Raw genomic sequence first — 12,296 nt, forward strand, 5'->3', positions numbered from 1 at the left:
CCGGCGGCCGCGGCGCGCGCTGCGGCGGCGCCAGGACGCGGGGCGCTCTCCGGCATGGAGCGGCGGCGGCGGCGCGCCGGCTGGCTCTTCCTCGCGCCGATGCTCGTCGTGCTCGCGCTGGTCGCCGGCTGGCCGCTTCTGCGCACGGTCTACTTCGCCCTGACCGACGCGACGCTGGTGAACCTCGCCGATCACGACTTCATCGGCCTGCTGAACTTCCGGCTGCTCGCCACCGATCCGGACTGGTGGCGCGCGGTCTGGAACACGCTGTTCTTCGCCACCGTCTCCGTGACGCTGGAGACCTTGCTCGGCCTGGTGATCGCGCTGACGCTGAATGCCCGGCTGCGCGCGCGCGGGCCGCTGCGCGCCGCGATGCTCATCCCCTGGGCGATCCCCACGGTCGTCTCGGCGCAGATGTGGGGCTGGATGCTGCATGACCAGTACGGCGTGATCAACGCGGTGCTGCTGTCGCTCGGCGTCATCTCGCAGCCCTGGGCCTGGGTGGCGGACCCGTCGCTTGCGATGTGGGCGGTGATCGCCGTGGATGTCTGGAAGACGACGCCCTTCATGGCGCTGCTCCTGCTCGCCGCGCTGCAGCTCGTGCCGCGCGACGTCTACGAGGCTGCGAAGATCGACGGCCTCGGAGCCTTCGGCACTTTCTGGCGGATCACGCTGCCGCTGATCCGCCCTGCCCTCGTCGTCGCCGTGCTGTTCCGCGCGCTCGACGCGCTGCGGGTCTTCGACCTGATGTACGTGCTGACCGGCAACAGCCCGGCCACCGCATCCATGTCGGTCTATGCACGGCAATACCTGGTGGAGTTCCAGGACGTCGGCGGCGGGTCCGCCGCCGCGACCTTCCTGGTGCTCGTCGTCGCCGCCGTCGCCGCGCTGATCATCGTCGCGGGGCGCCTGCGCCTCGGCGGGAGGGAGGCGTGACGATGCCGCGCGCCGCGCGACGCGCACTCGGCCGCATCGGGCTCTACCTGCTGCTGGCGGTGATCATCCTCTACACGGTCTTCCCCTTCTACTGGGCGATCGTCTCCTCGCTGAAGGAAGGCCAGGCGCTGTTCGGCACGGAGCTGGTGCCGCGCGACCCGAGCCTCGACAACTACACCGCCCTGTTCCGCGAGCAGCCCTTCGCGCGGAACATCCTCAACTCGGTCTTCGTCGCCGGCTCCACCGTGCTGGTCTCGCTCGCGCTCGCCTCGGGCGCGGCCTATGCGCTGGGCCGCGTGTCGCTGCGCGGGCGCGGGCCGCTGCTGATGGTGATCCTCGCCGTCTCGATGTTCCCGCAGGTCGCGGTGCTGTCGGGCATGTTCGAGCTGATCCGCTGGCTCGGCCTCTACAACAACCTGCTCGGGCTCACGCTCAGCTACCTGATCTTCACGCTTCCCTTCACCGTCTGGGTGATGACCACCTTCATGCGCGAGCTGCCGAAGGAGTTGGAGGAAGCAGCGATGATGGACGGTGCGACGCCCTGGGTGACGATCACGCGCGTCTTCCTGCCGCTGATGGGCCCGGCGCTGGCCACCACCGGGTTGCTCGCCTTCATCGCGGCCTGGAACGAGTTCGTCTTCGCGCTGACCTTCACCCTGACGAACGAGATGCGCACGGTGCCCGTCGCCATCGCGCTGATCAGCGGCGCCTCGGCCTTCGAGGTGCCGTGGGGGCGCATCATGGCGGCCTCCGTGATCGTGACCGTGCCGCTGATCCTGCTGGTGCTGGTCTTCCAGCGGCGCATCGTCTCCGGCCTGACGGCGGGCGCGGTGAAGGGCTGAGGGGCGGCTTCACTTTTCCCCGCTTTGCACCGAGACTCCGGCGCGACGGGCGGCGTGGGCAGCCCGAGGGACAGCGCCATGACGCCTCGCGGCCGCCATTTCTTCGCCAATCCGGGCCCGACCAACATCCCGGACAGCGTCCAGCAGGCCGTCGCGCACGGTACGGTGGACTTCATGGGCGCTGACTTCCTCGCGGTCTACGACCGCTGCGTCGAAGGGCTGAAGCGCGTCCTGCGGACCACCGGCCACGTCTTCATGTACACCGGCTCCGGCCATGCGGCGTGGGAGGCGAGCCTCGCCAACCTGCTCTCGCCCGGCGACCGCATCCTGGTGATCGAGACCGGGCACTTCTCCGAAGCCTGGAGCCGCATGGCGACCGATCTCGGCCTGGTGGTGGAGACGCTGCCGGCCGAGTGGCGCCGCGGCCTGGACTATGCCGCGCTGCGAGAGGCGCTCGGCGCGGATCGCGGGCACGCCATCAAGGCGGTCTGCGCCGTGCACAACGAGACCTCCACCGGCATGACGCTCGACCTCGCGCGCATCCGCGCGATCCTGGACGCGGCGAAGCACCCGGCGCTGTTCCTGGTCGACACCATCTCCTCGCTCGGCTCGATCGACTATCGCCACGACGAATGGGGCGTGGATGCCGCGGTGGGCGGCAGCCAGAAGGGGCTGATGCTGCCCGTCGGCTTCAGCTTCACCGCCGTCTCCGCCAAGGCGATGGAAGCGCATGCGCGCTCCACCCTGCCGAAGCACTATTTCCACTGGAGCCGCATGCTGGAGCGGCGGCACAAATCCTTCATCGGCACGGTGCCGATCGCGCTGTTCTACGGCCTGCAGGAGTCGCTCCGCCTGATCGAGGAGGAAGGGCTGGAGAACGTCTTCGCCCGCCACCATCGGCTGGCCGAGGCGGTGCGACGCTGCGTGCGGCACTGGACCGGCAATGACGGGCCGCAGCTCTTCTGCCTCTCGCCCGAGCGCGTCTCCGATTCCGTCACCTCGATCCTGGTGCCGGAGGGACATGACGCGGAAGCGCTGCAGCGGCGCGTGGCGACGATGAATGTCGCGCTTGGCGCCGGCCTCGGTCGGCTCGGCGGCAAGGTGTTCCGCATCGGCCATCTGGGCGACCTGAACGAGCCGATGGTGCTCGGCACGCTCGCGGCGACCGAGATCGGCCTGCGGCTGGAACGCATTCCCCACGCGCCGGGCGGCGTCGACGCCGCGATGGCCTATCTCGCGGAGACCGCCTGATGTTCGCTGCCCCGCCCCGCCGCGCCGGCGTGCTGGAACGCCCGGATTGCCGCATCGCCTATGAGGTGACGGGCGAAGGTCCGGCCATCGTCTTTGCACACGGGCTTGGCGGCAACCTGTTGTCCTGGTGGCAGCAGGTCGGGCATTTCGCCACGCGCTACACCTGTGTGGCCTTCTCGCATCGCGGCTTCTTCCCTTCCACGGCACCGGCCGGCGGACCGGATCCGGCGGCCTATGCGGGCGACCTCGCCGCGCTGGTGGATGAGCTCGGCCTCGGCGACATCCGCTTCGTCGGCCAATCCATGGGCGGCTGGACCGGCGTGGAATATGCGCTGCTGCGGCCGGGCCGCGTGAAGGCGCTGGTGCTGGCCGCGACCACCGGCACGCTCGACATCCGCAAGCTGCCGGGCGCCGCGCCGCCGCCCGACCACGCGCCGGTCCGCGCCTCCCTCGTCGCGCGTGGCATCAACCCCGCGGCGGGCGAGCGCATGGCGCAGGAGCAGCCGGCGCTGCACCACCTCTACAACCACATCCACGGCCTGAGCGTCGGCCTGGACCGGGAGGCGGTGCGGGTGAAGCTCTACAATGGTCGCGTCCGGCCGCCGTCGGACCTCGCCGCGGCGCGCTGCCCTGTGCTGTTCGTGCCGGGCGAGGAGGACGTGGTGCTGCCGCCCTACGACCCACGCGCGATGGAAGCGGCGATCCCGGGCGCGCGCGTCGTGCCGCTGGCGAAGGTCGGCCATTCCGGCCATTTCGAGCGCGCGGCGGAGTTCAACGCGATCGTCGAGCGCTTCTTCGCCGAGGTCGGCGCCTAAGATCTCCCCACAAAACCGCGTCGTGCCGAAGGCACGCCTTTGGCGTGACGCGGCTTTGCGGGGACCCCGCCATGGGCGCTGATCCTATGAGGCTCCCCTGCGTTGCCGCGGCGAAGCCGCGGCGCCGCCCCGGGGGCGCCCCCCGACGTCGATAGGCACTCTACCCCTCGGCCGTCGGCGCCAGGCGGCTCGACAGCAGTTCGCCGCGCCGTTCCAGCAGCGGATGCGCGACGGCGGCAAGGTGACCGCCGACGCGCCGCAGGTCGCGGATCGCATCCAGCACGAAGCCGGGCGTCGCGCCCGGCTCGCCGAGCGGAAGCGGCGCCGCCAGTGCCGCACGCCGCGCCGCCTCGCGCTCGGTGCCGCGCAGCTCCTCCTTCGCCCGCACCAGGCGCCGCGCGGCCTCTGCGTCCTCCACCATGAAGACCGCGACGGCGAGGCGCAGCTGCTCGCGCAGCGCCTCGTGCAACTCCGTCAGGTCCTTGCGATCCTCCGAGGCCAGCACGACGCCGCGGCGCACGCGCTTCGTCGCATGCCGCGCCACGTCGCGGGTCAGCACGTCGGCGGCGTGTTCCAGCGCGATGGCGAAGGACTGGATCTCCGACAGCCGCCGCGTGTCGACCTCGCCCAGTCCTTCGGCCGGGATGGCGGCGAGATAGGCGAGCACCGCGCGATGCAGCCGGTCCACCACGTCGTCCATGTCGGCGAGCGCCTTGGCGGCGTCGCGGTCCTCGGCGTCGAAGGCGCGGGCGGAGGCGTCGAGCATGCGTTCCAGCACGTCGGCGATGCGCAGCACCTCGCGCTGCGCATTCGCCATGGCGACGGACGGCACCTCGGTGGCGCGCGCGTCGAGGTAGCGCGGCGCCGCCTCGTCCAGCTCCGGCCGGTCCGGCAGCAGCCGCTGCAGCGCCCAGGCGAGCGGCCGGAGCAGCGGGAGGAAGAGCAGGCTGGTCGCCAGGTTGAAGGCGAGATGCGCATTGGCGACGAGGCGCACGGGCGCGGCGTCCAGCGCCGTCATCCAGGCGGCGACCGTCGGCAGGAAGGCGATCACCAGCACGCAGCCGAGCACGCGGTTGAGCAGGTTGCCGACGGGCAGGCGCAGCCGCGCGCGATCGCCCGGGCGCCCGGACTGCAGCAGCGGGTTGATCGCGCTGCCGAGGTTCGCCCCGGCCACCATCGCCAGCGCCGCCTCCGTCCCCAGCACGCCGCTGCCGGCCAGCGACGCGACGAAGAGCACGCCGGCGATGGAGGAATGCGCCGCCCAGGCGATGAGCGCGGCCAGCAGCAGCACGATCACCGGATGATCCGCCAGCTCCGCCAGCACGCGGGCGAAGGCTGGCGAGGATTCGACCGGCGCCAGCGTCCCCACCATTAGATGCAAGGCGAGCAGCATGAGGCCGAGCCCGATTCCCGCGCGGCCGATGTCGCGGATCTGGGTGCGGCTGGATTTGCGGAAGGCGACGACGCCGAGCAGGATCAGCAGCGGCGACAGCCAGCTGGCGTCGAAGGAGAGCAGCTGCACGATCAGCGCCGTGCCGACATTCGCGCCGAGCATCGCCGCCAGCGCCGGCACCAGCGCCACCGCGCCGGCCGAGGCGAAGCCGGCGATCATCAGCGCGGTCGCGGTGCTGGATTGCAGCGCCGCCGTCACGCCGAGCCCGGCCAGCAGCGCGCGCCCCGGACCCGCCATCGCCCGGCCGAGCATGGCCTGCAGGCGACCGCCGAAGGCACGCTCCACCCCGCTCTGCACCATGTGCAGGCCCCAGAGCAGCAGAGCGGCCTCGCCGGCGAGGTGCACCAGCAGGCTGAGTTCGCTCATCCGGTGCGACGATCCTCCTTCAGATCAGGTGAACGCAGCGCGGGCAAAGCGTTGCAGGTTTTCATGTCCCATGCGCGCATAGGTGAGCGGATGCGCCTTGGCGGGATCCTGCTCGGCCTCCACCACCAGCCACCCCGCATAGCCGGCTGCGGCCAGCGGCGGCAGCACCGCGGCGTAGTCCACGCAGCCATCGCCGGGGACGGTGAAGACGCCCTCCAGCACGGCCGACAGGAAGGGCAGGTCGCGCGCCTTCGCGCTCCGCATCACGTCGGGCCGGATGTCCTTGCAGTGGACATGCACTACGCGCGCGGCGTGGCGCTTCGCCGCCGCCACCGGATCGCCGCCGGCGAAGGTCAGGTGCCCGGTGTCGAGCAGCAACCCGACCTCCGGCCCGGTGCTGGCCATCAGCCGGTCCACCTCCGCCCCGGTCTCGATCACCGTGCCCATGTGGTGGTGGTAGGCGAGGTGCAGGCCGCGCGCCTTCAGCCGCTTGCCGAACTCCGTCATGCGCGGCGCGAGCAGCGCCCAATCGGCGTCGGACAGCACCGGCCGCTTCGACAGCGGCGTGGTACGCTCCCCATGGATGGCGCGCGACACCTCCGCATGCACCATCACCGTGCAACCAAGTGCGGCGAGCAGCGCGATATGGGGCTCGGCCTCCGCCATCTCGGCATCCACGTCGCGTTCCAGCAGGCGCGAGCCGTACCAGCCGGAGACCAGCGCCAGCCCGTGCCGGTCGAGGATCGGCTTCAGCTCCGACGCGACGCGCGGAAACTTGTTGCCGAGCTCGAAGCCCTCGAAGCCGGCGAGCTTGCCTTCCGCCAGGCAGGTCTCGAGCGGCGTCTCAGCGCCGAGCTCCGGCATGTCGTCATTGGTCCAGGTCAGCGGGTTGATGCCGAGGCGGACGGCCATGCTCAGGCTCCTGCAAGCTGGCGCTTGCGGTTGGTGTCGTAGTCGGCGCGCGCCTTCGCCTGCGCGTCGGTGGCGGGTGCGGCGGTGACCGGCACCTCCCACCAGGCGCCGCCTTCGGCGGTGCCGGTCTGCGGATCGGTGTCGATCACGATCACCTGCGTGCGCGTCGCCGCGAAGGCGGCGGGCAGCGCGGCGGCCAGCTCCGCGACGGAGGCCACCTTGCGTGCCTCGGCACCCAGCGAGGCGGCATGGGCGGCGAAATCCACCTGCGGCGCGGCCTCGTCCAGCAGGTTGTTGAAGGGCTCGCCGCCCGTCGCGCGCTGCAGCCGGTTGATGCAGCCGAAGCCGCGGTTGTCCAGCACCACGATGGTCAGCTTGGCGCCGAGCGCGACGGAGGTCGCGATCTCGCTGTTCATCATCAGGTAGCTGCCGTCGCCGACCAGTACCACCACCTCGCGGTCCGGCGCGGCCAGCTTCGCGCCGAGCCCGCCCGCGATCTCGTAGCCCATGCAGGAATAGCCGTATTCCAGGTGGTAGGAGGCCGCGTCGGTCGCGCGCCACAGCTTGTGAAGTTCGCCCGGCAGCCCGCCGGCGGCGCAGAGCACGATCCCGCGCGGCGGCATCGCGCGATTGACGGCGCCGAGCACCTGCGCGTCGGTCGGCATGGCGTTGCCCGCGGGCAGGGCGGTCACGCGGTCCACCACGCCCTGCCAGGCCGCGATCGCGGCCTTCGACTCGTCCTGCCAGGACTGCGGCGCCGCCCAGCCGGCCAGCGCGCCGGACAGCGCGGCGAGACCACGGCCCGCATCGGCGACCAGCGGCTGCGCGCCATGCTTGTTCGCGTCGAAGGCTGCGACGTTCAGCCCGACGATCGGCGCAGCGAACAGCGCGCGCGAGCCGGTGGTGAAGTCCTGCAGGCGCGTGCCGACGGCGAGGATGAGGTCGGCCTGCCGTGCCAGCGCATTCGCCGCCGCCGTGCCGGTCACGCCGATGGCGCCGAGGCTTTCCGGCGCATCCCAGGCGAGGCTTCCCTTGCCCGCCTGCGTCTCCGCCACCGGCACGCCGTGCGTCCTCGCGAAGTCGGCCAGCGCGCGCTCGGCACCGCTGTACTTCACGCCGCCACCGGCGATGATAAGCGGCCGCTTCGCCCCGCGCAGCGCCGCCGCGGCCTCGCGCAGTTCCGCCGCATCGGGCTCCGGCGCCCGGAAGCGCCAGAGACGCGGGCGGAAGAATTCCTCGGGAAACTCCGACGCCTCGGTCTGCACGTCCTGCGGGAAGGCGAGCGTGACGGGCCCGCACTCCACCGGGTCGGTCAGCACCCGCAGCGCGGCCGGCAGCGCCACGAGCAGCTGCTCGGCCCGCATGATCCGGTCGAAGAGGCGCGAAACCGGGCGGAAGCAGTCATTGGCGGAGACGGTCGCGTCGCCGAAGGCCTCGACCTGCTGCAGCACCGGATCCGGCCGGCGGCTGGCGAAGACGTCGCCCGGCAGGAACAGCACGGGCAGCCGGTTCACATGCGCGACCGCCGCCGCCGTCACCATGTTGGTGGCACCCGGCCCGATCGAGGTCGTGCAGGCCATCATGCGGCGCCGCGCATGGGTCTTCGCGTAGGCAATGGCCGCATGCGCCATTGCCTGCTCGTTGTGCGCGCGGAAGGTCGGCAACGCGTCGCGATGCGCATGCAGCGCAGGGCCCAAGCCCGCGACGTTGCCATGGCCGAAGATCGCCCAGACGCCGCCGAACAACGGCACCTCGCGCCCATCGATCGCGACACGCTGCGCCGCCAGGAAGCGCACCGTGGCGTCGGCCGCGGTCAGGCGTATGGTGGCCATGCCTCCTCCCTCGCCGGGATTGCTGCCGGCGGTCCCTGTGTTACGATTCGATGACAGCGCCCGCAAGCGGCCGTCCCACGGAAAGCACCATGCTCCACTTCGCACAGTTCGGCGCCGGCCGGATCGGCGCCATCCATGCGGCCAACCTCGCCGCCAGCGGACGCGCCCGGCTCCGGCACGTCGTGGATGTCAACGCGGCGGCCGCCGAATCGCTTGCCGCGAAGCATGGCGCGCGCGTTTCCGAAACAGCCGCGGCGCTGGCCGACCCCGAGGTTGGCGCGGTGATCATCGCGAGCTCCACCGACACCCACGCCGATCTGGTGATTGCCGCCGCGCGCGCGGGCAAGGCGATCTTCTGCGAGAAGCCGATCGACCTGTCGCTGCCGCGCGTCGATGCCTGCCTGGCGGAGGTGAAGAAGGCCGGCGTGCCGATGCTGGTCGGCTTCAACCGCCGCTTCGACCCCTCCTTCGCTGAGCTGCACCGCCGCATCGGCGCCGGCGCGATCGGCACGGTGGAGCAGGTGGTCATCACCAGCCGCGACCCCGGCCCGCCGCCCGTCGCCTACATCAAGGTCTCGGGCGGGCTGTTCCGCGACATGACGATCCACGACTTCGACATGGCGCGCTGGATGTTGGGCGAGGAGCCGGTGGAGGTCTTCGCCCATGGGGCCAACCTGGTGGACCCGGCGATCGGCGCCGCCGGCGACATCGACAGCGCCATGGTGCTGTTGAAGACCGCGAGCGGCCGCATGGCGCATATCAACAACAGCCGCCGCGCCAGTTACGGCTATGACCAGCGCGTGGAGGTCTTCGGCAGCGGCGGGCGGCTGATCGCCGGCAACCGCACGCCGACCACGGTGGAGCTGGCGGACGGCAACGCCGTCTCGGCCGACAAGCCGCTGCACTTCTTCCTCGAACGCTATGCCGACGCCTACCGGATCGAGCTGAACGCCTTCCTCGACGCCGTTGCGAACAAGACGCCGATGCCGGTCGGCGCGGAGGATGGCCGCCAGGCGCTGGTGCTGGCCGACGCCGCGGTCGAATCGCTACGCACCGGCAAGCCGGTGCGCGTGGCATGAGTGTGCTGCCGAAGGTCTCGCTCGCCGGGCGGACCATCCTCGTCACCGGCGGCACGCAGGGCATCGGCGAGGGCTGCGCGCTCGCCGCCGCCGAAGCCGGCGCGGCCGGCATCTGCATCACGGGGCGCAACGCGGATCGCGGTGCAGCCGTGGTCGCGAAGCTCCGCGCGCTCGGCGCCCGCGCGCATTTCGTCGCCGCCGACCTGGCGGATGCGGCGGCCACGGCGGGCATCGTCGCGCAGGCCGAAGCCGCGCTCGGGCTGGTGGATGGGCTGGTCAACGCCGCGGGGCTCACGGATCGCGGGACGATTCTCGACACATCGGTGGATCTCTGGGACCGGCTCTTCGCGATCAATGCCCGCGCGCCCTTCCAGCTGACGCAGGCCATGGCGCGGCGGCTGAAGGAAGCCGGCCGGCCCGGCGCCGTCGTCAACGTCATCACCATGTCGAGCCATGGCGGCCAGCCCTTCCTGACCGGCTACTCGGCCTCCAAGGGGGCGCTCGCGACGCTGACCAAGAACACCGCGCTCGGCCTGCGGCCGCTGCGAATCCGCGTGAACGGCATCAACCTCGGCTGGGCAGACACGCCGGGCGAGCACGTGATCCAGCAGAAGGACGGCAACCCGGCCGACTGGCTGCAGCGCGCCGAGCCGAACCAGCCCTTCGGCCGGCTGATCCGCCCCTCCGACGTCGCAGGCCTTTCGACCTACCTGCTCTCCGACGCGGCGGAGATGATGACCGGCTCGCTGATCGACTTCGACCAGAACGTGATGGGTGCCTATCAGTGAACGCCTCCGAACTGCAGCGCCGACTCGACGCGGTCGCGCCCCTGGCTCGCGAGGCCGCGTCGCTCGCCGCCCGCATGCGGGCCAGCGGCATGGCGGCCACGAAGATGAAGGGCGCGCAGGACTTCCTCACCGAAGCCGACGGCGCCACCGAGGTCTTTCTCCGCGAGCGGCTCGAGAAGCTGTTCCCCGGCGAGCCGATCCTGGGCGAGGAGGGCGGCGGCGCCATCCCGGATGGCGGCCCGCTCTGGATCCTCGATCCCATCGACGGCACAGCGAACTTCGCGCGGGACGCGGACCGGTGGTGCGTCTCCATCGGGATGGCGCTGGACGGCCGCGCCGCGCTCGGCGCCGTCGCACGGCACGCGCCGGATGAGGTGATCCTCGGCGCCACCGGCTGCGGCGCAAGCCTTAACGGCAGGCCCATCCGCGCCGCGCCCACCGCCGACATGGCGCGTGCGATCGTCGAGGTTGGCTGGTCGCTCCGCCGTCCCGCGCAGGACTTCGTCGCCCTCGCGGGTCGTATCATGGCGGCCGGCGCCGGCGTCCGCTCCTCCGGCTCCGGCACGCTAGGCCTGGTCGACACCGCCATCGGCCGGCTCGACGCCTATATCGAGCTGCACATCAACTCCTGGGACGCCTGCGGCGCGCTGGCCATCGCGCGGGAGGCCGGGTGCTGGACCAACGCCTTCGACAGCGGCGACTGGCTGGCCTCGGGCAACCCGATCCTGTTCGCCGCCCCGGCCCTCGGTCCCGCTCTCGCGGCGCTGATGGAGGCTTGAGCGCCGGCCGGGCGCATGCTTCACCGGTCCACAGACTCCAGGGAGGCAACGAACGATGAAAACCCCTCGACGCCTGATCGGCGCCCTCTTCGCCGGCGCGCTCGCCGCGCTGCTGCCGGACGCGGCCCGCGCCCAGGGCAACCTGACCGTCTACTGCTCGGTGCAGGAGGAATGGTGCCGCCCGATGATGGCCGCCTTCGAGCGCGCCACCGGCATCCGCGTCGCCATGACCCGCCGCTCCTCCGGCGAGACCATGACCCAGATCCGCGCCGAGGCGCAGAACCCGCGCGGCGACGTGTGGTGGGGCGGCACCGGCGACCCGCACATGCAGGCGGCGCAGGAGAACCTGACGGTCGAATACCGCTCCCCGATGCTCGACCAGCTGCATGACTGGGCCGTCAGCCAGGCGCGGCAGACCGGCTTCCGCACGGTCGGGATCTACGCCGGCGCGCTCGGCTTCTCCTTCAACGCGACCGAGCTGCAGCGCCGCCGCATCGCCGCACCCCGCTGCTGGGCCGACATCGCCCAGCCCGCCTTCCGCGGCGAGGTGCAGGTCGCCGACCCGAACACCTCCGGCACCGCCTACACCATGCTCGCCACGCTGGTGCAGCTGATGGGCGAGGAGCCGGCCTTCACCTACCTCCGCGCGCTGCATCGCAACGTGAACCAGTACACCCGCAGCGGCGCCGCCCCGGCCCGCGCGGTCGCGACCGGCGAGACGCTGGTCGGCATCACCTTCCTGCACGACGCGGTGACGCAGAAGGTCAACGGCGCGCCGGTCGAGATCGTCGGCCCCTGCGAGGGCACGGGCTACGAGATCGGCTCCATGTCCATCATCCGCGGCGCGCGCAACATGGAGCAGGCGCGGCGCTTCTACGACTGGGCGCTGTCGGCCGAGGCGCAGGCGATCGCGGTGCAGGCGCAGGCCTACCAGCTGCCGTCCAATCGCAACGCGCCGATCCCGCCGCAGGCACCGCGCTTCGAGAACATCCGCATGATCGACTACGACTTCGCGCGCTGGGGCAGCGCCGAGGAGCGCACGCGCCTGATCACGCGGTGGGAGCGCGAGGTGCGCGCCGGCTCCCGGTAACCGGCACCGCGGCGGGGACCAGCCTTGGGCGCGCTTGGCCTGGGTCGCGCGGCGCTGCTCTGCGCCGCGCTCGGCGCCCTGCTGTTGCCCTGGCATGGGCTGGAGCGGGGCCTCGCCGAGCTTGCGGCCTGGCCGGGCGGCACGGCGGCGCCG

11 protein-coding genes are annotated in these 12,296 nt (G+C 71.9%); 8 read left to right on the forward strand and 3 right to left on the reverse strand.

Annotated features, from left to right (window positions below; genetic code table 11):
- The 4 genes from L2I40_RS10115 to L2I40_RS10130 form a co-directional block, all read left to right on the forward strand.
- The coding region (locus L2I40_RS10115) for a carbohydrate ABC transporter permease (protein WP_456305739.1) at window positions 1-936 on the forward strand (936 nt) is incomplete at its 5' end.
- 2 nt (window positions 937-938) lie between these two features.
- A complete protein-coding gene (locus L2I40_RS10120; RefSeq protein ID WP_237214793.1) occupies window positions 939-1,778 on the forward strand; it encodes a carbohydrate ABC transporter permease in 840 nt (279 codons plus the stop codon).
- 78 nt (window positions 1,779-1,856) lie between these two features.
- Window positions 1,857-3,029: a pyridoxal-phosphate-dependent aminotransferase family protein gene (locus tag L2I40_RS10125; RefSeq protein WP_237214783.1), complete on the forward strand. Its 1,173-nt coding sequence runs from the start codon at window positions 1,857-1,859 to the stop codon at window positions 3,027-3,029.
- Window positions 3,029-3,844 carry an alpha/beta fold hydrolase gene (locus tag L2I40_RS10130; protein WP_237214784.1) on the forward strand — a complete coding sequence of 272 codons (816 nt, stop codon included), beginning with the start codon at window positions 3,029-3,031 and terminating at the stop codon, window positions 3,842-3,844. The genes L2I40_RS10125 and L2I40_RS10130 overlap by 1 nt, the downstream gene beginning before the upstream one ends.
- Window positions 3,845-4,004: 160 nt before the next feature.
- On the opposite strand, the gene L2I40_RS10135 is transcribed toward L2I40_RS10130, so the two are convergent.
- From L2I40_RS10135 to iolD, 3 genes are read right to left on the reverse strand one after another with little or no spacing between them, the layout of a single operon-like run.
- Window positions 4,005-5,663: a Na/Pi cotransporter family protein gene (locus L2I40_RS10135; protein WP_237214785.1), complete on the reverse strand. Its 1,659-nt coding sequence runs from the start codon at window positions 5,661-5,663 to the stop codon at window positions 4,005-4,007.
- 24 nt (window positions 5,664-5,687) lie between these two features.
- Window positions 5,688-6,575 (reverse strand): myo-inosose-2 dehydratase, encoded by an 888-nt coding sequence (gene iolE, locus L2I40_RS10140; RefSeq protein WP_237214786.1) that lies wholly within the window; start codon window positions 6,573-6,575, stop codon window positions 5,688-5,690.
- Between the two features lie 2 nt (window positions 6,576-6,577).
- Window positions 6,578-8,407: a 3D-(3,5/4)-trihydroxycyclohexane-1,2-dione acylhydrolase (decyclizing) gene (gene iolD / locus L2I40_RS10145; RefSeq protein WP_237214787.1), complete on the reverse strand. Its 1,830-nt coding sequence runs from the start codon at window positions 8,405-8,407 to the stop codon at window positions 6,578-6,580.
- An 89-nt stretch (window positions 8,408-8,496) separates the two neighbouring features.
- Here iolD and iolG point away from each other — a divergent pair, with 89 nt between their 5' ends.
- Genes iolG through L2I40_RS10165 form a run of 4 tightly spaced genes read left to right on the forward strand, consistent with a single transcriptional unit; the run spans window position 8,497 to window position 12,143 of the window.
- Window positions 8,497-9,486, forward strand: coding sequence for an inositol 2-dehydrogenase (gene iolG, locus L2I40_RS10150; RefSeq protein ID WP_237214788.1), 990 nt, complete (start codon window positions 8,497-8,499; stop codon window positions 9,484-9,486).
- A complete protein-coding gene (locus tag L2I40_RS10155; protein ID WP_237214789.1) occupies window positions 9,483-10,274 on the forward strand; it encodes an SDR family oxidoreductase in 792 nt (263 codons plus the stop codon). Before iolG ends, L2I40_RS10155 begins: the two co-directional genes overlap by 4 nt.
- Window positions 10,271-11,053, forward strand: coding sequence for an inositol monophosphatase family protein (locus L2I40_RS10160; protein WP_237214790.1), 783 nt, complete (start codon window positions 10,271-10,273; stop codon window positions 11,051-11,053). The genes L2I40_RS10155 and L2I40_RS10160 overlap by 4 nt, the downstream gene beginning before the upstream one ends.
- A gap of 55 nt (window positions 11,054-11,108) precedes the next feature.
- The gene (locus L2I40_RS10165; RefSeq protein ID WP_237214791.1) at window positions 11,109-12,143 is read left to right on the forward strand and encodes an ABC transporter substrate-binding protein; all 1,035 of its coding nucleotides are present in this window, start codon (window positions 11,109-11,111) and stop codon (window positions 12,141-12,143) included.
- The last annotated feature ends 153 nt before the right edge of the window (window positions 12,144-12,296 follow it).

The sequence above is a fragment of the Falsiroseomonas oryziterrae genome (assembly GCF_021864505.1).
GTDB classification, from domain to species: domain Bacteria; phylum Pseudomonadota; class Alphaproteobacteria; order Acetobacterales; family Acetobacteraceae; genus Falsiroseomonas; species Falsiroseomonas oryziterrae.

What these genes read in the sequence shown, in the direction of transcription:
- L2I40_RS10130 (WP_237214784.1), top strand. Translation starts at nt 3,029, where the DNA reads ATGTTCGCTGCCCCGCCCCGCCGCGCCGGCGTGCTGGAACGCCCGGAT.
- iolD (WP_237214787.1), bottom strand. Translation starts at nt 8,407, where the DNA reads ATGGCCACCATACGCCTGACCGCGGCCGACGCCACGGTGCGCTTCCTG.
- L2I40_RS10135 (WP_237214785.1), bottom strand. Translation starts at nt 5,663, where the DNA reads ATGAGCGAACTCAGCCTGCTGGTGCACCTCGCCGGCGAGGCCGCTCTG.
- L2I40_RS10165 (WP_237214791.1), top strand. Translation starts at nt 11,109, where the DNA reads ATGAAAACCCCTCGACGCCTGATCGGCGCCCTCTTCGCCGGCGCGCTC.
- iolG (WP_237214788.1), top strand. Translation starts at nt 8,497, where the DNA reads ATGCTCCACTTCGCACAGTTCGGCGCCGGCCGGATCGGCGCCATCCAT.
- L2I40_RS10120 (WP_237214793.1), top strand. Translation starts at nt 939, where the DNA reads ATGCCGCGCGCCGCGCGACGCGCACTCGGCCGCATCGGGCTCTACCTG.
- L2I40_RS10155 (WP_237214789.1), top strand. Translation starts at nt 9,483, where the DNA reads ATGAGTGTGCTGCCGAAGGTCTCGCTCGCCGGGCGGACCATCCTCGTC.
- iolE (WP_237214786.1), bottom strand. Translation starts at nt 6,575, where the DNA reads ATGGCCGTCCGCCTCGGCATCAACCCGCTGACCTGGACCAATGACGAC.
- L2I40_RS10125 (WP_237214783.1), top strand. Translation starts at nt 1,857, where the DNA reads ATGACGCCTCGCGGCCGCCATTTCTTCGCCAATCCGGGCCCGACCAAC.